This window comes from Bacteroides mediterraneensis (assembly GCF_025993685.1).
In the GTDB taxonomy this organism is placed as follows: Bacteria; Bacteroidota; Bacteroidia; order Bacteroidales; family Bacteroidaceae; genus Phocaeicola; species Phocaeicola mediterraneensis_A.
On the sequence record NZ_DAJPEN010000001.1, the window covers coordinates 3171093 to 3194374 of the forward strand.

Consider the following 23282-nt stretch of genomic DNA (forward strand, 5'->3'; position numbering starts at 1 on the left):
AACTAACAATTATGGGAACTATTAAATGTATCGGTATTCTGACCTCCGGAGGTGATGCACCAGGCATGAATGCCGCAATCAGAGCCGTCACCCGTTCCGCTATCTACAACGGACTGAAAGTAAAAGGTATTTACAGAGGCTACAAAGGATTGATTACAGGTGAAATCAAGGAGTTTAAGACTGAAAACGTCAGCAATATCATACAATTAGGAGGTACAATCCTGAAAACCGCACGTTGTCAGGAGTTCCGCACCCCGGAAGGTCGTCAAATCGCATACGAAACCATGCAGCGTGAAGGCATCGACGCCCTCATCATCATTGGTGGAGACGGCTCTTTGACCGGCGCCCGTCTGCTGGCACAGGAGTTTGACGTACCTTGTATCGGACTTCCCGGTACCATCGACAATGACCTGTTTGGTACAGACACGACCATCGGTTATGACACAGCCCTGAACACCATTCTGGATGCAGTGGACAAGATTCGTGATACCGCGACTTCTCATGAGCGTCTGTTCTTCGTCGAAGTAATGGGACGTGATGCCGGCTTCCTGGCATTGAACGGTGCCATTGCCGCCGGAGCAGAAGCAGCCATCATTCCGGAATTCAACACGGAAGTAGACCAGCTGGAAGAGTTCATCAACAACGGATTCCGTAAATCAAAGAACAGTTCCATCGTACTGGTAGCCGAAAGTGAAATCACCGGAGGAGCCATGCACTATGCAGAACGTGTGAAAAACGAATATCCACAGTATGATGTACGTGTCACCATTCTGGGACACTTGCAACGTGGTGGACGTCCGACGGCTCACGACCGTATCATCGCCAGCCGTATGGGTGTAGCCAGCATCCAGGCTTTGATGGAAGGCCAGCGCAACGTGATGATCGGTATCGAAAACGACCAGATTGTGTACGTACCGTTTGCCAAGGCTATCAAGAACGACAAGCCGATTGACCGCGAACTGGTGAACGTATTGCATGAATTGTCTATCTGATTTTTCCCTCACATCACACATAAAGAAAACCTCCTTTTCGGGCGCACCCGGAAAGGAGGTTTCTTTTTGGTTCTCTCAATTTGTGACTCACTTGCGGCGAAGCTTCCGACGCGAGCGCTTGTAATGGCTCCGCTTGTAGCGCAGCCAGCGACGACGAATCTGCCAAGCACTCAGTCCGACAAACACCAGCAGAATCAGAATGACCAGCCCACTGTTCAGATTATCACCTTTCACTCGCGACCAGATTTCCAGCACATCTACAGTCTTGTCGCCGAAATCGCGTATCATGGTGCAACGGGCTATCACCGACTTGTCGGGATACTGTGTGTTCCGCAATTTCACATGCCGGGCTTCCGGACCGAAGAAGTAACTGGCATCCACTTCCTTGTTCAAAGTAGAATCAATGCAGGCCTCCATAATTTCCGGAGCGGCAATGGAACTGACATACCCGTTTTCTTCCATGTTCCGCAAGGCGATGTCCGGACGGCACAGGAAGTTGATAAAATAGCTGGCGGCCTTCGGATTTTGGGCATACTTGGGAATCACCCAGCCGTCGTACCACACGTTGCTTCCTTCTTCCGGAATGGTATATCCCAAATCCACTCCTACCTCCGCAGCTTCTTCGATGGCCCACTGCGCATCGCCGCTCCAGGTCATGTTCATCCATGCCTTCCCCTTGGTCATCATCTCCTTGCCAAAATCGGCTTCCCAACCTGCCACATTGGGTTTCAGCAGTTTCAGGTATTTTTCCACCGAGTCCATAGAAGCCGGTGAATAGTCGTTCATCAGGCTGGCCACACTGCGGGTACTGTCTTTCAAGTCTTCCCGATGGGCATACAGCAACGCCATGCCATACGCATCACGGTAAGAGTCCTTCATCAGAATTTTTCCTGCATACCGTTTGTCCCACAGACACCCCCAGGAGCGTAAATCCTGAACAGACACATATTTCTTATTGTACAACAGTCCGGCCGTACCCCACATGTAACAGACCGCATACCGGCTGGCAGGCTGGTCGCCCGGCACCGTCAGCTTGTCAATCTGCTGGCGGATATAAGGGGCTACCCCCTTCATGTAATTGGGTGAGTGGGCAAAAACGGTGTCGATGGGCAGCAGCAGTCCTTTGTGCAACATGCGCTCAATGATGTATTCCGACGGACAGACCACATCAAAATCCTCATGCCCCTTCTCAATCTTGGTCAGCATGATTTCATTGATATCGAAAGTCTGATAGACAATCCGGATATCCTCTCCCGTCTGTTCCTTATAGTATTGCTGGAAATCTTCCAATACCCCTTCGCCAATGTAATCGGCCCAGTTGTACACCTTCAGCACATTCTCGCGCGACTCTCCGGCATTGTAACAGCTCGTCAGCAGGGAGCATACACAGAGCATCGCCCACCAGCTCCACCTTTTCATCTTCTGTTTCATTTGTTCTTTGCTTTGTCAGCTCTACGGTTAATAATTATCAGCAGCACCAGAATCACCACAAAAATCACGGCAGACAGCGGACGAAGTTCCGGTGTCAGACCGCCCTTGCGGGCATCCGCATAAATATAAGTAGAAAGTGTCTCCAGTCCCTGGTTGCCGATGGTAAACACCGTAACGGCAAAATCATCGATGGAGATAGTCAGTGCCAGCAGGAAACCGCTGATCATTCCGGGACGGATTTCCGGGATAATCACCTTCCACAAGGCCTGCATGGGAGTAGCTCCCAAATCGAGCGCCGCCTCATACAGGTTCGGATTCATCTGCTTCAGACGCGGCAATACACTCAACACCACATAAGGTGTACAGAAAGTGATGTGGGCCAACACCACGGTCGTGAAACCCTGGGTAATACCCAACGACACGAAAAGCAGGAACAAGGAAATACCGGTAATGATATCTCCGTTCAAAATGGGGATGGTATTGATGAATCCCATGGTTTTCCGGCTCCGGGCCTTCAGATTGTAAATGCCGATGGCGGCCACACTGCCCAGCAGGGTGGAAACCGTGGCAGCAATAAAGGCGATGGCAATCGTATTGACCAGCGCATTCATCAGAGAATGATGGGCACCCGTATTACACAGCGAACGATACAGGTTGAACGAAAAACCTGTCCAGTTGCCCAGCACCTTGGCCTCGGTAAACGAATAAATCACAATAATCAGAATCGGAGCATACAGCATCAGCAGCAACACCCACAGATAGGTCTGCATCAGTATTTTCTTTACCATACCTGCCCTCCTTTCTCCGACTCGTTCTTATCGTCGGCACTGAACAAGGAAGTAGCGGCAATCAGGAAGAGCATAATCAGTGAAAGCGCGGCACCATAGTTCCACAAGCTGTTGTTGATATTCTCCTGAATGGTGGTTCCAAACAATTTAATGTTGTTCATGGTGAGCAGTTCCGCAATGGCAAAGGTTGAGATGGTAGGCATGAACACCATCATGATGCCGCTCACCACCCCCGGCATGGACAAAGGGAAGACCACTTTCCAAAATACCTGAAACGAGTTGGCTCCCAAATCTTGGGCCGCTTCCACGTAACTGGAATCCATCTTCTGAAGCGTATTGTAAATGGGATAAATCATAAACGGGATGAAATTGTAAATCATTCCGAAAATCAAGGCTCCTTCCCCCAATGGAAGACTGGCAAAATCGAACAAAGCCACTGTAGCCAGCGTACGTATCAGGATGTTAATCCACATGGGAAGGATAAACAGCATAATCAGCGTACGGGAATAGCTGGAACGGCTCCGGCTCAGAATCCAAGCCGCCGGATAACCCAGCACAATACACCCGATGGTAGTAAGCAGAGCAATGCCGATGGAATACACAAAGGTATTGACGGCTTCCGGATGCGCCAAAAACTTCCGGAAGTTATCCAAGGTAATCCGGCCCGCGTCATCCGTAAAGGCATAAATCACAATCAGGACCAGCGGAATAATCACGAAGATGATTGAAAAAATCAGGTAAGGCAAAGTCCAGCTTCTCCGCGACAGAAAAAACAAACGCAACTTGTTCATCGCTCCTCCCGTTTTACACGTACCCGGATGTCTTCCGGAGCAATGGATATCCCCACATGGTCTCCGTCGTCCCATACGTCGTTGGTATCGACAAACACATTCTCATCCCAATCCGACCAGACGGTCAGGTGATAATGATTCCCTTTATAAAGAATGAATTTCACTTCTCCCGTCAACGTACCGTCTTCGGCATCGTCCAGCAGGTTAATTTTATCGAAATCCACTTCCACCTGCACTTCGCCCAGAGGCACTTGATGCAAATCGACCGGAGCACATTCAAATGTACAGCCCAGAAACTCCACATGCGCTTCATCCAGCAGTTTTCCGTCGAACGTGTTGCACAGGCGCTCCTTCTTCATGATATGGATATCGTGAGGCTTCACCAGCAGGCCAACTTCCGTACCAGCTTCGAACGCATGATAATCCTGCACCACGAACTCATAGTCCTGACACAGCACCACCATTTCATAATGTACTCCCTTGAAGATGCACGACTGTACCACGCCGCGAAGCTGTGCCATGTCCGACACAGGAAAGATATACAGGTCTTCCGGACGAATCACCACATCCACCGGTGTCTCTTCACCGAAACCTTCGTCCACACACTCGAAATCCCGGTCGCAGAAATGCACCAGCTTGTCTTTCACCATCACCCCGTTCAGGATATTGCTTTCGCCAATGAAATCGGCTACAAACGAATTGATGGGTTCATTGTAAATATCGGTAGGAGTACCAATCTGCTGGATACGTCCCTCGCTCATCACCACGATGGTATCGCTCAGGGTCAAAGCTTCTTCCTGGTCGTGAGTGACATACACAAAAGTGATGCCCAATGACTTATGCATCTCCTTCAACTCCATCTGCATGTCCTTTCGCATCTTCAGGTCGAGAGCTGCCAGCGGCTCGTCGAGCAACAACACCTCCGGCTCATTCACGATAGCCCGCGCAATGGCCACACGCTGCTGCTGTCCGCCGGAAAGGGAATTCACGTCACGATACTCATAATCGGTCATGCCCACCATTTTCAAGGCAGCCTTGACCTTTTTCAACACTACGTCTTTCGGAAATTTCTTCAGTTTCAATCCGAAAGCAATGTTGTCATACACATTCAGATGGGGAAACAAAGCGTACTTCTGGAACACCGTGTTCACCGGACGCTTGTGGGGTGGAGTTTGGGTAATCTCTTTACCCGCAATGCAAATCACTCCTTCGGAAGCCGTCTGGAAACCGGCAATCAGGCGCAGCAAGGTAGTCTTGCCGCAGCCTGAAGGTCCCAGTATGGTTACAAACTCTCCTTTTTTTATGGACAGGTTGATATTATCCAAGGCCGTTTTCTCGCCAAAAAACTTCGATACGCCCTTTACCTCTATAATCGGTTTGGTTTCACTTTGCATGATTTCTTAAAAATTAGTCCGCAAAGTTACATATTAATTCATTTTGTAAGATGATATCGTTGGCTTTTCTTCTTTATTTTTATTCAGTCCACAAAGAATGTAAAAGAAACTACATATTTATGCAACATTTTCATCTCAAACCTGAAAAATACATATCGAGCAGTTTCCTAGCCGCAGAAAAAGAGGTGGCTTTTCCTTCCAACACTTCCTGTTCTTGCAAAGGCAACCAAGAGGCAATCTGCGGATTCTGATAGAAACTGTCGCGCAGATGCTCGTTGATAGTTTCATACATCCAGTATTTGGCCTGTTCATTCCTGCGACGTTCAAAATAACCGTTTTTGCGGACAAAATCAATGTAGGCATAAATCATGTCCCAGATTTCCTTGATACCGATATTGTAAAAACCGGAATAAGTCAGCACCTGAGGCGTCCAGCCCGATTCGGGAGCCGGGAAAAGATGCAAGGCATTCCGAAAATGAGTGGCTGCCAGCTTGGCTTTCTCAATATTGTTTCCGTCGGCCTTGTTGATGACAATGCCGTCGGCCATTTCCATAATTCCTCGTTTGATGCCTTGCAGTTCATCACCTGTACCGGCCAGCTGAATCAGCAGGAAAAAATCGACCATGGAATGAACAGCCGTCTCACTCTGTCCGACTCCAACCGTTTCCACAAAGATTTTGTCGAAACCGGCGGCCTCGCACAAAATGATGGTCTCACGGGTTTTGCGGGCTACTCCTCCCAGCGAACCGGCTGAAGGACTCGGACGGATAAAGGATTTTGGGTGTACAGACAGTTTTTCCATACGGGTCTTATCGCCCAGAATACTTCCTTTGGAACGCTCACTGCTGGGGTCGATGGCCAATACGGCCAGCTTTCCACCCTTTTCTTCCAGCACATGCAAGCCGAACACATCGATTGACGTACTCTTTCCGGCTCCCGGCACTCCACTGATGCCGATGCGGATGGAATTGCCGGAATATGGCAGGCATTTTTCAATCACCTCCTGTGCCAGCACCTGGTGTTCCGGTTTCACACTCTCCACCAGCGTCACTGCCTGGCTCAGCATGGTCACATCGCCTTTCACGATGCCTTCCACATACTCTGCAGCCGTGTACTGACGACGTTTGGGTTTCTTTCTCAGTTTCAGATAAGGATTAACAATGGAGGGCTGTTCCACTCCTTGATTGACAGTTAACCCCTTATAAGCTTCGTTGTTCTCGGGGTGTTCCATACTTCATTTATTTATCGGACGATTTCAGCCGGGCTTTCACACGGATGGTAATCATCGGTTGGTTAGGGTCATTGGTAATCATCAAGACACGTGGAGAACCTTTCACACGGGGAAGATTCTGTGCCAACACGGTAATCTTCATTTTGGTAGATTCTCCCGGTTTCAGCACCCTCTTGTTCAGTTTCACGGCCAAAGCCATACTGAACACCTGCATATCCTGAATATTCAAATCAGATTTTCCTGTATTCGAAATGACAATGGTCTGCGACTTTTTCTGTTTGGGTTTCAAGTCTACAAATTCCAGTTCCTTAGCCGACAAGGTAATCTGAGGCGGATTATTCTTCTGCTGTTCTGTCAATTTGGAGAAATCGGGCAACAGTGCTACGGATACCGGAATTTCATTTTCACTTCCCACCTTGTCACCCGAGAAACGGGACAGATACACGGAAGCACGTGTAATCCCCAGTTTCGGGAGTTTCTCGGAGTCCAGTGTCACCCGTATTTTTCCCGTCTTTCCACGTCCCAGCTTCTCCGGCTCAGCCGTAGCCTCCAGATAAGGAGGAAGATGCATCAGCACAGGAGAATAAGCCTTATTGGAAGTATTGGCAACCAGCAACTCAATCACCGGATGGTCACCTTTGTTCACCGATTTAAAATCCAGTTCATCCAGATTCAAGCGAATAGCTCCCACGGCATAGGGATGCGTAAAGGAAAAGTTCTTGGCGTCGGCTGTCACCTCCCCGTTGAAATCCAAATAAATAGGCATAGGCGAAGCATTGCAGTAGACACCCACATCTTTGTAGAAATGCCCGATAGCTTCCGCATCAAACACCACCGTAATTTCTCCCTTTCCTCCTGCCGGAACAGGCTCTTCTGTCCATTTTGCTTTGGCGCAACCGCAGGAGGTCGTCACATTGGAAATGACCAGCGGTTTGTCGCCCGTATTGGTAAACGAATAAATGACAGTGGCCGGATTTCTCCATAAGACATATCCCAAATCCTTTGTCTGCATGTCAAAAGTAATTTTGGGCTGTGCAAACAAAGAAAAACAGGCAGCCATACACAACAGGAAAAAAGTATATATACGTTTCATTGATTTTTATCCTTTCTAAATTACGGAAACAAAGATAAAGAGAAAACGGAAACAAGCAAAATCAAGCCTGAAAATTTATTCCGTCCAAACTTCTGTAGAAAAAAGTCCGGGCAGGACTTACCCACCCGGACTTACTTATTCCACTTGAAGGCTACGCCCTTCCGTATGGCTTCCAAACTCCGGCGCATATACCGACTGTATGGTGGCCGTTCCGGCCTGATAAGTTCCTGTACGGTCTACGTAGACCTCGTATTCTATCATGTAACTGCCTTTCCGCAGGTGGTCAATAAAGAATGAAGTGGCCGCATCTCCCGGAACCTGATAATATCCCAGCCCGTCTTTCCACACATAACCGGACAATTGTCGCACAGGTTCCATGCAGGCAGCCCGTTCGTCTTTCAGGCTGACAAAATCCATATCCCGGTCGGTACGGAAAGTCAGACGGACAGTCAACCGGTCACCCACATGCAAGAGGGACTTCCGACTCAAGGTCTCACCTTTATGTATATATTCACGTGACACCTTCAAGCCGTCTCCTTCAAACTGCTGAATCCGGTCCATATCTTCCAGGTATTGGGTATAAACAGCTCCCCATCCGGTTCCTTTACCCGTATGGCTTACTGTCAGTTTCTTCACATGGGCATCCTGCCCTGTCCATGTCTGGCGGATATATCCCAGTCCATCGTCCGGCGTCTCCAGCTGGATACCTGTCGCCTTTGCCTCCATCTTCCCGGTTTCTTGCAAGGCGACTCCATCGGACAACAACGCATAGAGGGCATCTGCCGTAGCCAACGGGGTACTCCAGCACTGCACCTGCTTCTGCTTCAGCAGCCAGTGCTTCATCTCGTTCAGCATCGGTTCATCCTTTTCCACCAACTGAATAGCCTCCATGGCGGCCACCTGCGTCGGAATCCGGTAACCGTTCCAGGCATACAAAGCTTTCGGTGTATCGAAATAACGTCCCATTTCCAGAGTCGCTACAGTGTATTCCTTAATGGAATGTACCAAAGCTTCTGCCTGCGACTCCTTTCCCTGTACCTGCAGAATCCGGGCAATCAAGGCCTTCTCATAGATGGAGTATTCACTGGAACGGTTTTCCAGTTTTGCCACCATATATTCCTTGGCTGCCTGCTGTACCCGGCCAGCTGCCGCTTTATCCAGCGAAACAATATACAAGTATCTCACAGCCAGTTCACTGGGCAACTGAGCTCCATTCTTTTTCGATTCATTCTCCTTGAGCAGCCGATATTCCTCAAAGAATGCCGCCCCCAGGTAATTTAAGGCTTTCAAGTACATATCCGACACACGTACCTCGCTCATCACTTGCATGAATTTCAGACGGGCCAGCAGTTCCGTCACCTGCGTGGTGACCATCCGGCTTCCCACCATGCCGCCAAACCAGCTCCAGCTTCCATCCGACTTCTGCAAGGAGCTCAGTTTCGTTACGGCCTGCTCCATACGGTACTTCATCGTATTCAAGTCGAACAGCAACCCTATCCGCTGCCGTTGTTCCTGCTCACTGGCCGCTTCAGCCAGCCAAGGAGTTTCTGCCAGCAACAAATTCTTCAAATCCGGATTCTGTTCCAACTCACTCCATAAAGTTTCTTTCTTCACGCCCTGCTTCCGCCAACTGTCAAACACCGTCTGAATCTGCGGATTCAATTCCACAATCTTCTGTGCCAGCGCCTGAGCATAATAAGCCGCAGCCCAAGAAAACGCATCGTCCTGTTGCGGATTGCCTACCACCGGAAGTGCCTGCACGGCATACCAGATAGGGTTGGCAGTCAATTCTATGGTCAATCTGCGGTTTTCGGCCGTCTTGCTCTGCCCGTTAAACCTGTCCTTCAGGTCCACCTGCTGGGATTGTCCGGCTTCCACCTGCAACGACTGCGTCTCGGTCATCCATTGCCTATCGGTCAGTACAGGCAGGTAGTGCTGTTCACCGTCACTGAACTCACCCGCTTCGGCCTGCATCCGGCAAATCAAGACCTCACAATCCGTTTTCACTGGAAAAGCAAAACATACACTGCCCGTTTCTCCGGCCCTTACTAAGAAGTCCTGAGCCGACTGATAGATTACACTTCCATCCATCGGATTCACCAGCTCCAACCGGGCCTTTCCTTTCACCTCCTCGGTGGATAAATTCATCAACGAGGCTGCCAGTGAAGCCTCATCCCCCCGCCGAAGGAAACGAGGCAGGTTCGGCTGAAGCATAAACGGTTTTTCGGTACGAGTTTCGGACCGCATGAGTCCATAATCCATGTCACGCGTATGCGCAAATCCCTGGAACTTCCACTGAGTCAACGCATCCGGCACGGTAAAGACCAGCCGTACGGTACCGGTTGAATCAGTCCGCAAATCGGGATAGAAGAAAGCGGTTTCCGCGAAATTTTCCCGTAAAGTCAAATCCGGCTCTGCTTTCAATTCAATTTTCGCAGACTGAAGTTCCACGAGCAATGCCCCCTCATTCTGCGAGAATCCCTCTTCCTCCAAAGCCACATCCTCTTTCATCCTCACATTCGGTGCCGCCGCAGCTGCCTTCATCATGATTCCCGTACCTCGAATCATCTGCACATTGCGGGTCAGACTTTGATACAGCTGCAAAGAAGGAATCCACAAGCGACTGTACAACTGCCAGTTATCCGGTACATAGACGGAAGACAGCGAATAAGTATAGAAGGGAGAGTAAGCCATTGCCACACTGTTCATCTGCTGGATGAACGGCATTACCGAAGGTGTATAACGCCTAAAAGTCAGATAAAAGTTCCATGTATTCTCCCACAAACGGTCGAGAGAAGCATCATACAAAGTAGCCAACAGACGGGCATCTGCCGGCTTACCGGAGGCATCCAGAATCCGCATCGTCCAAGTTTCCTCTGTACCCGGACGCAGACGGTCGCGGAAAGTCTCCCATTGCAATGTCAGTTTCTTTTTGGGAACCGGACGCTTCAGAGCCACCTGCTTGGAATACCAGATACCCTCCTTCATAAATCCGAAGCTGACGGTGATTCCATCGCCATACTCCGGTTTCCAGGTATAGGAGAACAGGCGGATTTCCTCGTTCAACACCTGAGCCTCGGACACCAGCATCCGATTGCCGCTATATACATGATAAAACAGATGTACATTCTTCTCACTGCTGCCCACGTACAAAGTCACCGGCTGGTCGGCCTGCAGTTCCGTACCGTCCTGATAGAACCACTCCACGGTCTTTATCGGAGGAACGTTGTCACTCAAAGAGAAGAGTACCAATTCCTGCTCCGCACGACAAGGACGTCCGTGCTCATCACAGGCAGTTACTTCCAGCACGTATTTCCCGGAAGCCAGCTGTTTCCATTCCTCCGGCAAGAAAGGCTGACCCGACTTCACCGTATCCGACCATACAGTCCGTCCTTTCTTTCCAGCCTCACCCAAGAGGTAAAGATGACAAGCCACCTCCAAGGCCACCGGCTGACGTTGCAGATTCAAGGCTTGCACCTGAATCTGCTCCAGCTTCTCACGGGCCACTTTCCCAGCCAATCCCTTTATCTGTAATCCGACAGCATGTTCCCCTACCGGAAGTACCAGTACCCCTTTCTGGGTTTCTCCAGCCACATCCGTCACCTCCGCTTCTATCCGGTAACGATAAAATCCGTCCCATCCCAAGGAAACCTCCGTATCCGGACGCTCCAAGCAGACTTTCAAGGCAAAGGTCCCGTCTGCCTGCGTCATCAGTTCTCCTTCCACCAACAGCTTCTCTTCCGCATCCATACGCCAGAACCAAGCTTTCGAGCGAGTCAATGTATAACGTATCTTACCGCCCTGTACCGGCGCACCCGAGAATTTCTTCACCGTTCCCTCCAACGTCAGAGAGTCTCCCATGGTATAGGCCTCCTGCACCTCTTTCCAAGTCACCTCAAATGTCGGACGTTTGTACTCTTCCACCCGAACAGTACAAGAAGTCTTTTCCGATTCAATGCGGAAGGTTCCGGCCAATGTTTCCGTCGGCAACTGGAACTCTGCAGAAAATGCACCAAAATCATCGGTCGTCAACTCCTTTCGGGCAATTTCCCGATTGTGGGTATCCCGCAAAGCCAGCCACACAGCAGCTTCCTTGCGTACCTGCACCTCATCCCCCTTCTGCGTATAGGCCACTCCCGACACATACACCGTCTGTCCTTTACGATAGAGTGCACGGTCAGTAAACAAATCCATCCGCTCGATAGTCTTCTGCGTGCTGCTTACAGTAGACAAGATTCTTCTGGACCAATAGGATACCTCCATAAAATCATCTTTCGCAGTCCGTGCATGCATCCACAACCGTGTATTCGTATCCGGAACCACTACCTTCCCTTGCTTGTCTGTACGATACGTCTTATATACCGTATAATTACCCGGCACCGGAATTGAATAGAACACCAGTTCGGCTCCTGCCACCGGCAACCCCGTTTTCCGGTCCACCACGTGACATTCGGTCTGCTTTCCTTCCATCGGGAAAGAAACTACCTGAAGCGTAGACAGATGCACCACATCATATCCAGTCTTATCCTTATAACCATCGGGAATGGACTTCAACACATAAATTCCAGCTTCCGGCATCCGACAAGTCAAGACGGAAACCGAATCCTTATAAGTGGGAGTCTCCGGCAAGTCCAGCCGCACTTTATCCACCCGTGTACCGTATCTCTTGATTAATTCGGCACGCTCCACACTATTGGCAAACACGGAAGAAGATGCCTTCAGATTCAATTTATACCATTCCAGCGTGGCCCCTTTCAGGTTCTTGCTGGTGATACGAAGTTCCGTTTCCGCCTGCGGATAAGGCCGGGTTACCTGCACCGATAGCGAAGGCATGCACACGATACGCTGCCTGTCTTTCAAGTCGGCGGCAAATTCCGAATGGGGATAACGCTTCAATCCCTCCTCAATCACCTCCATCTCGGACACAAAATCCTGTTTCTGATGATAGAAATCAGCCCGGCAGATATATACGGCCGCACACGCATCCAACCCGGCATAGGTTTCCGCCCACGACTTCCACAAATCCACCGCCTGAGTGTCCGACACCGATTGCGGATACCGCCATCCCCTGCTTTGCCAGTAACTCAACCGATTTAAACGTGTCAACAGCTCGGCCTCACGATTGTGTACAGCCTTGTATTGTGCCAGCAACTTTTCATAATACTCATACACGGCACATTGTACCTCCTTACTGCTCCGTCCGTTCATCTCCAACTGATAAATGGCCTGACGCAACAGCAGGTCGTACATATTATCACCGAAATAACGTTGGCTCCATTTCCCAATCTCCGTCATCGGACGAAAATCCACGGCTGACACGGACAACAAGACCTCCTTTTCTTTTACCGACCGATTGAAATAATACAACACGCTGTCCATCTCCTCGGGACCGGCTTCCAATTTATAATACCCCGAAAGAAACATCAGTACAGCTTTCTGTAAAGGGTCGTTCTCCTTCATGGCCCAGTCCTTCATATACTGAAGTTCCTTTTGCAGACTGTCCGGCGTAAGTTCCACCTGGCACTCCACCCGCGAAAGATACGCTTTCAGCAACTGCGGAGTATTTTTCTCCTTCATGGCTTTTTCATAAATCTGATTCACCTGCGAAATCAGCGTCTGTGGCAAATCCTTTTCCCGGGTCTCTTCCACATTTTTCCACAAGCGTTCGTAACTCTGAGCCACACCAGCCAGCGGGAAAACAAAAGTCAGCCATCCGATAGCACACAGTAAGAATAGTCTGTTCATATCCTTCAAATTAAAATTCCACTTCGGTTGTTTCTTATAAAGATAAAGGAGATTTCTTAAATTACTGCATAACTTTTAATTAAAAGAAGCAAACAAGGCCACCGGAGGGCATAAAAAAAGAGAACCAGATTCTCTACGAACCCGATTCTCTTTACCTCTGTTTTTAGGTCTAAAAGTTTATTTCTTTGGCGTATTCTCCAATGTAGCAATCAAGAAATCATAGAATTTCTTCACTGAAGGCACGTGGCAACGTTCTTCCGGAGTATGCGGACACTGCAACGTCGGACCGAATGAAATCATATCCAGTCCTGGAACCACTGCCCCGATAATGCCACATTCCAGTCCGGCATGAATCACCTTCACTTCCGGTGCTTCTCCAAACTGCGCCTTGTAGGATTCTTTCATGGCATGCAAAATCGGAGAATTCACATCCGGTTCCCAGCCGGAATAGCTGCCAGAGCGTTCTACGTGCATTCCTGCCATAGAGAAACAGCTTTCAATGGCCGTATTGCGATAATCCTTCATGGATTCACGAGAGCTGCGTGTCAGCACCTTGATGGTAGCTTTTCCCTTGCCGATTTCCACAATAGCCAGGTTGGAAGAAGTCTCTACCGTATCCGGAATCGTCGGAATAAAACGTTCCACTCCATCCGGGCACGCATAAATGGCATCCACCAGGTTATCACGGATTTCATCGGGCACCATCATCTTCGGCAAATCGATACGTTCTGCCGTAAAGCTCAGGCTGTCTTCGATGGTGGCAAACTCATCGCGCCATACCTGCTCACATTCACCCACGAATGCCAGCACATCGTCCACTTCCGAAGCCGGTACGGTAATCACAACCTCACAGTCACGCGGAATGGCATTGCGCATGTTTCCACCTTCCCACGACACCAGACAAGCCTCGTCGTAGGCAATCACCTGATTCATGAAACGTGCCATCAGCTTGTTGGCATTGGCATGCCCCCAGCCAATCTGAATACCGGAATGTCCGCCCCGCAATCCTTTCAGAGTCACCTTCAGCGCCACATCCTCCGGGTCGGTTTCTTCTTCTTTATATTCCAATGTAGCTGTCAGGTCTTCTCCACCTGCGCAACCTATATAGAGCTCACCCTCTTCTTCCGAATCCAGGTTCAAAAGGATATCTCCTTCCACAGTGCCCTGCTTCAAGCCGAAAGCACCATACATGCCTGTTTCCTCATCGGCCGTTATCAAGGCCATCAGCGGACCGTGTTTCAACGACTTGTCCTCCATGACCGCCATGATGGCTGCCACCCCCATGCCGTTGTCTGAGCCCAGGGTCGTACCTTTGGCTTTCACCCATTCTCCGTCCACATAAACCGGAATAGGGTCTTTCTCAAAATCATGCTGCGAATGTTTGTCTTTCTGAGGAACCATGTCCATGTGAGCCTGCAAGATAACCGCCTTACGGTCTTCCATGCCCGGAGCTGCCGGCTTACGATAGATGATATTTCCGGCCTCATCCTGAAATGATTCCACACCCACCTGCTTACCGAAATCCAGCAAGAAGGCCTGAATTTTTTCCAAATGTCCCGACGGACGGGGAATTTGAGTCAACGAATAGAAATGCTTCCACACATTCTGCGGAGCCAAAGAAAGAATTTCGTTCATATTATTATCTGATTTTATCCGGAAGGCAAATCACTTTCCGGCTTGTTTCTTGTTTACCAGCGGCAAAGCCACAAGGCCATAAATACCTAGCAAAATTAATAAAAAGGTTTGAATACCGTGCACCAACAGAGCAAATATTCCTGCATCATCCTTATCTACCCCGTACATCATCATCATGGTGATGACTGCAAAATGCCACGGACCGGCCCCGTTGGGAGTGGGCACAGCCACCGCAATACTCCCCACCACGAACATCACCAGCCCCGGCATCCAGCCCAGCGAGGCGGAAAAGTCAAAACAATAGAAGCTGACATAAAACTGCAAAAAATAGCAGCTCCATATACCTATAGTATATAAGGTAAAGAGCCAAGGCTGTTTCACATGACGGAGAGAGAGGCATCCGGCCCATACATCGTTCAAGATGCTCCGTACTTTCGTGAAAATAGCCAGTTTGCGTATCAGGAAGAAAACCAACACTCCTGCCGCCAACAGGCAAGTCAAGGTAATGTAAAAGTTAGTGGAAGTGAAAAGTCCCGTAAAAAATCCCATGTTCGTACCGGTTTTCTCAAAAAAAGCCGCAAAGATGCGCGACTGGAGCAACAAGGTCACCACCGTGATAAGCACCACACAAATACTGTCGATGAGCCGTTCGGTGACTACCGTACCCAATGACTTGGAAAAAGAAACCCCATCGTATTTTGCCAGGACACCACAACGGGACACTTCCCCCACACGAGGTACCACCAGATTGGCGGCATAAGATACAAACACCGCATACACGCTATTCGAAAGTTTGGGGTATTCCCCCAACGGAGCCAGTGTCAGGTTCCAGCGCCACCCGCGAAACAGATGTCCAAACACGCCGAACACCAGCGAAAAGGCCATCCAACCGTAATTCATTCCCCCATCGAGCACACTCCACACTCGCCGAAAATCGAAATCATGGTAAGTCCACCACAGAATGGCAGCTCCCAGCACCAGTGGAAGCGCAATTTGGCAGGCTCTATTTATTATTTTTTTTAAACCTGTTCGTTCCAAAATCAGTCGGTATATAAAGATTTATGTTTAACTTTGCAAGATACAAAGATAATACGAACATTTAAAACCTGAGGCATGAAATCAGTAAAACCTAAAAAGTTTTTAGGACAACACTTCCTGAAAGACCTGCAAGTAGCACAAGACATCGCCGACACGGTGGATGCCTGTCCGGCACTTCCCGTCCTCGAAGTAGGCCCCGGAATGGGAGTTCTCACCCAGTACCTGCTGAAAAAAGAACGTCCGCTCAAAGTCGTGGAACTCGATTTTGAATCGGTAGCTTACCTGCACGAGAATTTTCCGCAACTGGGCGACCATATCATCGAACAGGACTTTCTGAAGATGGACCTCCGGCAGCTTTTCGACGGCCAGCCTTTCGTATTGACCGGAAACTATCCCTACAACATATCCAGCCAGATTTTCTTCAAGATGCTCGACTACAAGGACCTGATTCCCTGCTGCACCGGCATGATTCAGAAAGAAGTGGCCGAGCGTATTGCAGCTTCTCCGGGAAACAAGACCTACGGCATTCTGAGCGTACTGATACAAGCCTGGTATAGCGTAGAATATCTGTTTACCGTCCATGAACATGTGTTCAACCCACCCCCGAAAGTAAAGAGCGCCGTCATCCGCATGACCCGCAACGAAACTAAGGAGCTGGGCTGTAACGAGACGCTCTTCAAACAGATTGTCAAAACCACGTTCAACCAGCGGCGCAAGACACTCCGCAATTCCATTTCGTCTATTCTGGACAAGGGAAACCCGCTCAGTGCCGACCCCATTTTCAACAAACGCCCGGAACAGTTGTCCGTGCAAGACTTCATCGACCTGACCAACCGGGTGGAACAAGCCCTGCAAACTCCCGCTCCCCATGCGGAATGATTCTACACACGAGACTACAGACCAGAATAAAAGAACTCATCTGAAACTAACAAGATGAACAGCGAAGATATTAGAACCGTCACCGAACTGATTGAGAAGAAAGATTCCGACCAGTTAAAGGAAACCCTCAAAGACTTGCACCCGGCGGACATTGCCGAATTGTGCAACGAACTGGACGCAGAAGACGCCCGCTTCATCTATCTGCTGCTGGACAATGAAACGGCAGCCGACGTGTTGATTGAAATGGACGAGGACGCCCGAAAGAAGTTCCTCGAAATCCTCCCCCCGGAAACCATTGCCAAACGCTTCGTGGATTATATGGATTCGGACGATGCCGTCGACATCATCCGTGAAATGGACGAGGACAAGCAGGAAGAAGTGCTTTCGCACATTGAAGACATCGAGCAGGCGGGCGACATCGTCGACTTGCTGAAATACGACGAAGACACCGCCGGTGGTTTGATGGGTACGGAAATGGTAATTGTGAATGAAAACTGGAGTATGCCCGAATGCCTGCGCGAGATGCGTCTGCAAGCCGAAGACATGGACGAAATCTATTATGTATACGTGGTGGACGACGACGAACGTCTGCGGGGAGTATTCCCATTGAAAAAAATGATTACCAGTCCGTCGGTATCCAAGGTGAAACACGTGATGAAAAAAGATCCGATATCCGTCCACGTCGACACCCCTATTGAAGAAGTGGTGCAAACCATCGAGAAATACGACCTTGTGGCCGTCCCTGTAGTCGACAGCATCGGCCGCCTGGTAGGACGAATCACCGTCGACGACGTGATGGATGAGGTGCGTGAACAGGCCGAACGAGATTACCAGTTGGCATCCGGTCTGTCGCAGGACGTAGAAACCGACGACAACGTGTTCCGCCAGACCACCGCCCGTCTGCCGTGGCTGCTCATCGGTATGCTCGGAGGTATCGGTAACTCCATGATTCTGGGAAATTTCGACACCACTTTTGCCGCCCATCCGGAAATGGCCCTTTACATTCCCCTGATTGGTGGAACGGGCGGAAACGTAGGGACACAATCGTCTGCCTTGGTGGTACAGGGGCTGGCCAACAGCTCGCTGAATGCCGAAAACACATTCAAGCAGGTATTGAAAGAATCGGTAGTAGCTCTTATCAATGCCACCATCATTTCCATGCTGGTTTATATCTACAATTTCATCCGCTTCGGAGCCACCGCTACCGTGAGTTACTCCGTGTCTATCAGTCTGTTTGCCGTCGTCATGTTTGCCTCTATCTTTGGTACCCTGGTACCCATGACCCTGGAAAAGCTGAAAATCGATCCGGCCATCGCCACCGGACCGTTCATATCCATTACCAACGACATCATTGGCATGCTGATGTACATGGGAATCACCGTATTACTGGCCTAAAGATTTGTTAAAAAAAACGCAAGTGCGTTTGGAGAAAAACGTAAGTACATTTTCTTCCAAACGCACTTGCGTTTCAATCAAAACGTCTAAGCGTTTTCATTCAAACGCAAAGGCATTTTTTTCAATTCCTCAAAAACCCTGAAAAAATCCTCTTATTTCTTCCTTTCTCTTCAAAAAATCAGCTACATTTTGTAGTTTTTGTTTGAAAAAGTATGAAAATCAGATTTTATTTCTTTAATTTGTGAGAGTCTTTTTAAAAACACACATACAAACAAAAGAATTATACTCTTTAAAATCTATATACGATGGAAGTAAATGAAACCAACCGCCCATTAACCGAGGCGCCAATGGAAAAGCCCGTTGAAGCTCTGGTTCCTACTGTGGAAGAAACCGAAAAGGAAACGTACACTCCGAAACAAACGTTGGAGGAAGTGGTGCAACGCCTCAAGGAAATCAACGACAAGAATGACCTGACCGACAAACAGGAAATTGATGTGCTCAAACAAACATTCTACAAGCTACAAAAGGCCAAATTAGAAGCGGCACGGAAAGCTTTCATCGACGAAGGAGGAAAGGCAGAAGAGTTTATCCCGGAAACAGAACCTGCAGAAGAGGAATTCAAGACGGTCATGAATGCCATCAAGGAAAAAAGGAATGCCCTGACAGCCGCTCAGGAGAAGGAAAAAGAGGAAAACCTGACCCAAAAACTGGGTATCCTGGACAGAATGAAATTCCTGACCGAATCACAGGAAGATACCAATAAGATTTACGACGATTTCAAAAAGCTCCAACAGGAATGGAACGAAATCGGACAAATACCTGCGGCCAAAGTCAACGAACTCTGGAAAACATATCAGCTTTACACCGAAAAATTCTATGACATGGTGAAGCTGAACAACGAATTCCGCGAATACGACTTCAAGAAAAACCTGGAGCAGAAGACCCGTCTCTGCGAAGCGGCAGAAAAACTGGCCGACGAACCTGATGTCATTTCGGCCTTCCACCAACTGCAGAAGCTCCACCAGGAATTCCGTGCCATCGGACCGGTGGCCAAAGATTTGCGGGAAGCCATCTGGACCCGCTTCAAGGCAGCCTCTACGGTAGTGAACAAACGCCATCAGCAACATTTTGAGGAACTGAAAGAGAAGGAACAGAACAATCTGGACCAGAAGACCGTGATTTGCGAGATTGTAGAAGGAATGGAATACGACACCTTTACCACTTTTGCCGACTGGGAAGACAAGACCAAGGAAATCCTGGCCTTGCAAGCCAAATGGAAAACCATCGGCTATGCGCCGCAGAAAATGAACGTCAAGATTTTTGAACGCTTCCGCGCAGCATGCGACGAGTTCTTCCGCCGGAAAGCGGCATTCTTCAAATCGGTCAAGGAAACCATGGCCGCCAACCTGGAAAAGAAAAAGGCGCTCTGCGAAAAAGCGGAAGCGTTGAAAGACAGTACCAACTGGAAAGAAACAGCTGAAATCCTGACCAAGCTCCAGAAAGAATGGAAGACCGTCGGTCCGGTAGCCAAAAAACATTCGGATGCCGTGTGGAAACGCTTTATCGGTGCATGCGACTATTTCTTTGAACAGAAAAACAAAGCCACTTCCTCACAACGTACGGAGGAAGTGGAAAATCAGGCCAAAAAGGAAGATGTCATCAAGCGGATGGCTGCGTTGGAAGCTTCCGGAGCGGCCGATGAAGCCACCGCAGAACAGGTACGTGCCTTAATGAAAGAATGGAACTCCATCGGTTTCGTGCCTTTCAAGGAAAAAGACCGCCTGTATAAGGAATTCCACGGACTAGTAGACAAACTGTTCGACCGCCTGCACCTGTCGGCCACCGAAAAACGGCTGAGCGGCGTACGCACCAGTGGCAATAAAGAAAGTAATCTTTATCGCGACCGCGAACGTTTGGTCCGCACCTACGAAGGACTGAAGAACGATATCCAGACTTACGAGAACAACCTCGGTTTCCTGAATTCCTCTTCCAAGAAAGGAAATACGCTGGTGGCAGACATCACCCGCAAAATCGAACGCCTGAAAAAAGACATGGAACTGGTGCTGGGAAAGATTAAGGCCATCGATGAAAGTCTGAAAGAAAAAGAATAAAAAACAACGTATATATTTTTAGGCAGGCTCTCATTTTCCTCCTCGGGAATGAGAGCCTTTTTTTATCCTGATGCATCTGACTCCATTCCCCACATAGAAAGAGTGACTACAGACGACAAAAGCTAACTTTTTGTAAAAATATTCAGGAAATTTTCACTATCCAAAGAAAAAGCATAAATTAAACCCAAATTTTGAAAACGACACTAAACTACCAAGACTTTTGTATTTACCACAAAATATCCAACGGCATCTACTACGATAAAACGAACTAAAAAAACATTTTTACAGAATGCAGGCTGAACAGGCCTTACAAACTACTACATGTACTGAAAACTAAGCGTTTTTCCTACGAAAGACTTAACACCTAACCCCAAAAATATGAAAAAAATCAACTTGTTCAAGTTATGGCATGGACTGTTGTGCATGCTCATGACGGTTTCGTTTATCGCATGCGTAGACGACAATGAAGACACAGAGGCACCTTATCTGGAAGTCAACCCCGCTACCCTCACGTTTGAAAACGGGGGTACGCAGACCTTGGAAATCTCGACCAACCGCACCTGGAAAGCCAGCGTGGAAGATGGCAGCTGGATGTCACTTTCCCAAACGGAAGGAGAAGGCTCTGCCAGCATCCAGGTGAGCGTACCGGAAGGAACCGTGGGAGAAGCTAAAATCAACATTGTCATGAGCAACCGCTCCGGAATTCTGAAAAGCGCCACAGTAGCTGTGAAAGCGGGTTCCGTGGCCGAATCCAAACTGATTTATCATGAAACGGCAGGCAATGCGGATGCATCCCAAAAACCTTACGTTTCCAATTACCAAGGATGGGACAAATCGGGAGACGGAGCTGCTACCGTAGAATATGCAGGTTCCAACACGTCTGTCCGTTCTTCCGGTCTGACCAATACGGACGCTTATGAAGGTGCCTCAGGCCCCAATATCATTTTCTTCGGCTCCTCACCTGCCACCTTCGATATCCGGAAAATTACATTGGCAGAAGGACAAACCCATCTGAAACTGACCTTTGGCGCCAGCCGTTCCAAGCAAAATGAGGACAAGAGTTATGACAACTCATTTACCCCGGAAACATTCAAGCTGGCAGTCAGCTCCAACGGCACGAGCTGGACAGAAATTTCTTACGAAAAGAATAAAGGAGACGCCGACCGTCCTTACTGGATATTGGCCACGGCCCAGTTCAGCTTAAAGAAAGCGACTCCAACACTGTACATCCGGTTCACAGCCATGGAAAGTTCCGTATTCCGTCTGGACGACATAACCCTTTCTACAGGAAACGGAGGCCAGGAAGTGGATTTGGAAGAAGGTAGCAGCACTCCGGAAGAAGGAGGTGGCACAGCCATCAGCCGCATCATCAAACTGCAAAAGGGCGGACAGACACAGCTGACTGAAAACATGGAGTTTGAAGCCCTTGTGTGTGGAGACCCCAAGGTGAATAATGCTTCTGCGGGTACCCTCAACCTCATGACTCCCGATGCCACAACGGCCAATGAAGGGATTGTATTATATAACAGTGCACTCCACGCACAGATACAAGAGACTTTCGCATTGGGAGACAAAGTCAAAGTCTCACTAAAGGCAGATAAAGTGAAACTGGGAGCCTACAACGGCATTACCCAAGTAACCGACTGGGAAATCAGTGATGTGACCGTTGTCAGCCACAAAAATACAGTGACTCCGATTCTTACCACCGCCGACAAGCTGGCTGAATATGCTGGAATGCCTGCCACTGTAAAAGACGTAAAGATTGACGCTCCGGGCACATGGGAAGCCAAGACCTATACTTTCGGCAACGTGACCGTGTTTTTCAACAAAAATGCGACTTCCCTTATCGGCCAGCCTTACAAAGCCGGAAGCGGTTCTATCACAGGTATTGTCACGGTATTTAAAGAGAAGGCACAGTTAATGCCACGTAACCTGGAAGACTTGAAGGACTTCGCTTCGAGTGAACCTGCTATCACGGAAGTCACTCCACATTCACTCAGTTTTACTGAAGCCGGAGGAAAACAGGATATCAAGGTCACTCTACAGAATGCGGAAGGAAAAAGCCTGAAGGTATCTGGCTTGTCAGGTATCCTGTCGGCCCAAATAAATGGTACGACTGTCACCGTTCATGCAGAGGCTAACCCTACAGGAAGCGCTGTCAAACAGACGCTGTCCATCCAAATAGACGGAGCTGAAAGCAAGATAGAAGTCCCTGTAACCGTGGCTGCAAAAGCCGCAGCAGGAACAAAATTGATCATGAGCGGTTTCGATATCACCAAAGGGAAAGATGGTTCCGTGGAATTACCTACCGATGGATACAACACGCAAAATACCCAAGATGCTTCCACATGGTATAGCTGGACCTATAATTCCATCCAATTCAAAAGTGCCAAAATCTGTATCGCAAACGAAAAAAACGGTGGCGGAATACAACTGCAGGGTAATGCATCCGATGCCAAGAAACAAGGATTCATCTTCAATGCGACAAAAATTGAAAAAATCCAGTCCATTGAAATCACCCTGAGGGTAGCAGCCAGCTCAAAGTATGCACCTGCCTACCATCTTTATGCAGGTACAAGCGAACATCCAAACACAAACACCATTGAACCTGCTTCCTCAATGAAAGAAGAGAACGGATTCAAGGTATATACCCATACTTTCGACCTGACAGACGGTGAATATGATTACTTCACCATCAAGAATGATGAAACGGGTGCTGTATACATCGATGCAATCATAATTACCAAAAAATAAGAACT

The 23282-nt window shown here is 48.8% G+C and carries 14 protein-coding genes; 5 read left to right on the forward strand and 9 right to left on the reverse strand.

Features of this window, described 5'->3' with window-relative positions; translation table 11 throughout:
- The first annotated feature begins 11 nt into the window (after positions 1-11).
- Positions 12-992: a 6-phosphofructokinase gene (pfkA, locus tag OIM59_RS13695; protein ID WP_148330126.1), complete on the forward strand. Its 981-nt coding sequence runs from the start codon at positions 12-14 to the stop codon at positions 990-992.
- An 87-nt stretch (positions 993-1079) separates the two neighbouring features.
- Here the strand turns inward: pfkA and OIM59_RS13700 are convergent, their stop codons facing one another.
- The 9 genes from OIM59_RS13700 to OIM59_RS13740 form a co-directional block, all read right to left on the reverse strand.
- Complete coding sequence (locus OIM59_RS13700) at positions 1080-2411, reverse strand: ABC transporter substrate-binding protein (RefSeq protein ID WP_303898247.1); 1332 nt, start codon at positions 2409-2411, stop codon at positions 1080-1082.
- Positions 2412-2419: 8 nt separating this feature from the next.
- A complete protein-coding gene (locus OIM59_RS13705) occupies positions 2420-3211 on the reverse strand; it encodes an ABC transporter permease (RefSeq protein ID WP_299170107.1) in 792 nt (263 codons plus the stop codon).
- Positions 3205-4002: an ABC transporter permease gene (locus tag OIM59_RS13710; RefSeq protein ID WP_299170108.1), complete on the reverse strand. Its 798-nt coding sequence runs from the start codon at positions 4000-4002 to the stop codon at positions 3205-3207. The genes OIM59_RS13705 and OIM59_RS13710 overlap by 7 nt, the downstream gene beginning before the upstream one ends.
- Positions 3999-5396 (reverse strand): ATP-binding cassette domain-containing protein, encoded by a 1398-nt coding sequence (locus OIM59_RS13715; RefSeq protein WP_303897218.1) that lies wholly within the window; start codon positions 5394-5396, stop codon positions 3999-4001. The genes OIM59_RS13710 and OIM59_RS13715 overlap by 4 nt, the downstream gene beginning before the upstream one ends.
- A 130-nt stretch (positions 5397-5526) precedes the next feature.
- Positions 5527-6627, reverse strand: a complete 1101-nt coding sequence (gene meaB / locus OIM59_RS13720; RefSeq protein WP_299170110.1) for a methylmalonyl Co-A mutase-associated GTPase MeaB — start codon at positions 6625-6627, stop codon at positions 5527-5529.
- A 7-nt stretch (positions 6628-6634) separates the two neighbouring features.
- Complete coding sequence (locus tag OIM59_RS13725; protein ID WP_299170111.1) at positions 6635-7720, reverse strand: DUF1573 domain-containing protein; 1086 nt, start codon at positions 7718-7720, stop codon at positions 6635-6637.
- Between the two features lie 135 nt (positions 7721-7855).
- Positions 7856-13465, reverse strand: coding sequence for an alpha-2-macroglobulin family protein (locus tag OIM59_RS13730; protein ID WP_303897220.1), 5610 nt, complete (start codon positions 13463-13465; stop codon positions 7856-7858).
- Positions 13466-13642: 177 nt separating this feature from the next.
- Entirely contained in the window at positions 13643-15100 is a 1458-nt protein-coding gene (locus OIM59_RS13735) for an aminoacyl-histidine dipeptidase (RefSeq protein ID WP_299170113.1), read from the reverse strand.
- 30 nt (positions 15101-15130) lie between these two features.
- Positions 15131-16138, reverse strand: coding sequence for a lysylphosphatidylglycerol synthase transmembrane domain-containing protein (locus OIM59_RS13740; protein WP_303897223.1), 1008 nt, complete (start codon positions 16136-16138; stop codon positions 15131-15133).
- A gap of 75 nt (positions 16139-16213) precedes the next feature.
- On the opposite strand from OIM59_RS13740, the gene rsmA reads away from it, so the two are divergent.
- The 4 genes from rsmA (at position 16214) to OIM59_RS13760 (ending at position 23277) form a co-directional block, all read left to right on the forward strand.
- Positions 16214-17017: a 16S rRNA (adenine(1518)-N(6)/adenine(1519)-N(6))-dimethyltransferase RsmA gene (rsmA, locus tag OIM59_RS13745; protein WP_299170115.1), complete on the forward strand. Its 804-nt coding sequence runs from the start codon at positions 16214-16216 to the stop codon at positions 17015-17017.
- Between the two features lie 54 nt (positions 17018-17071).
- Complete coding sequence (mgtE, locus tag OIM59_RS13750; protein WP_303897226.1) at positions 17072-18412, forward strand: magnesium transporter; 1341 nt, start codon at positions 17072-17074, stop codon at positions 18410-18412.
- 305 nt (positions 18413-18717) lie between these two features.
- The gene (locus OIM59_RS13755; RefSeq protein WP_299170116.1) at positions 18718-20523 is read left to right on the forward strand and encodes a DUF349 domain-containing protein; all 1806 of its coding nucleotides are present in this window, start codon (positions 18718-18720) and stop codon (positions 20521-20523) included.
- 378 nt (positions 20524-20901) lie between these two features.
- Positions 20902-23277 carry a DUF5689 domain-containing protein gene (locus OIM59_RS13760; protein ID WP_303897228.1) on the forward strand — a complete coding sequence of 792 codons (2376 nt, stop codon included), beginning with the start codon at positions 20902-20904 and terminating at the stop codon, positions 23275-23277.
- The last annotated feature ends 5 nt before the right edge of the window (positions 23278-23282 follow it).

Excerpts from the sequence above, each read along its gene's own strand:
- OIM59_RS13755 (WP_299170116.1), top strand. The coding sequence starts at position 18,718 with ATGGAAGTAAATGAAACCAACCGCCCATTAACCGAGGCGCCAATGGAA.
- OIM59_RS13710 (WP_299170108.1), bottom strand. The coding sequence starts at position 4,002 with ATGAACAAGTTGCGTTTGTTTTTTCTGTCGCGGAGAAGCTGGACTTTG.
- rsmA (WP_299170115.1), top strand. The coding sequence starts at position 16,214 with ATGAAATCAGTAAAACCTAAAAAGTTTTTAGGACAACACTTCCTGAAA.
- OIM59_RS13705 (WP_299170107.1), bottom strand. The coding sequence starts at position 3,211 with ATGGTAAAGAAAATACTGATGCAGACCTATCTGTGGGTGTTGCTGCTG.
- OIM59_RS13735 (WP_299170113.1), bottom strand. The coding sequence starts at position 15,100 with ATGAACGAAATTCTTTCTTTGGCTCCGCAGAATGTGTGGAAGCATTTC.
- OIM59_RS13760 (WP_303897228.1), top strand. The coding sequence starts at position 20,902 with ATGAAAAAAATCAACTTGTTCAAGTTATGGCATGGACTGTTGTGCATG.
- mgtE (WP_303897226.1), top strand. The coding sequence starts at position 17,072 with ATGAACAGCGAAGATATTAGAACCGTCACCGAACTGATTGAGAAGAAA.
- OIM59_RS13725 (WP_299170111.1), bottom strand. The coding sequence starts at position 7,720 with ATGAAACGTATATATACTTTTTTCCTGTTGTGTATGGCTGCCTGTTTT.
- OIM59_RS13700 (WP_303898247.1), bottom strand. The coding sequence starts at position 2,411 with ATGAAAAGGTGGAGCTGGTGGGCGATGCTCTGTGTATGCTCCCTGCTG.
- meaB (WP_299170110.1), bottom strand. The coding sequence starts at position 6,627 with ATGGAACACCCCGAGAACAACGAAGCTTATAAGGGGTTAACTGTCAAT.
- pfkA (WP_148330126.1), top strand. The coding sequence starts at position 12 with ATGGGAACTATTAAATGTATCGGTATTCTGACCTCCGGAGGTGATGCA.
- OIM59_RS13730 (WP_303897220.1), bottom strand. The coding sequence starts at position 13,465 with ATGAACAGACTATTCTTACTGTGTGCTATCGGATGGCTGACTTTTGTT.
- OIM59_RS13715 (WP_303897218.1), bottom strand. The coding sequence starts at position 5,396 with ATGCAAAGTGAAACCAAACCGATTATAGAGGTAAAGGGCGTATCGAAG.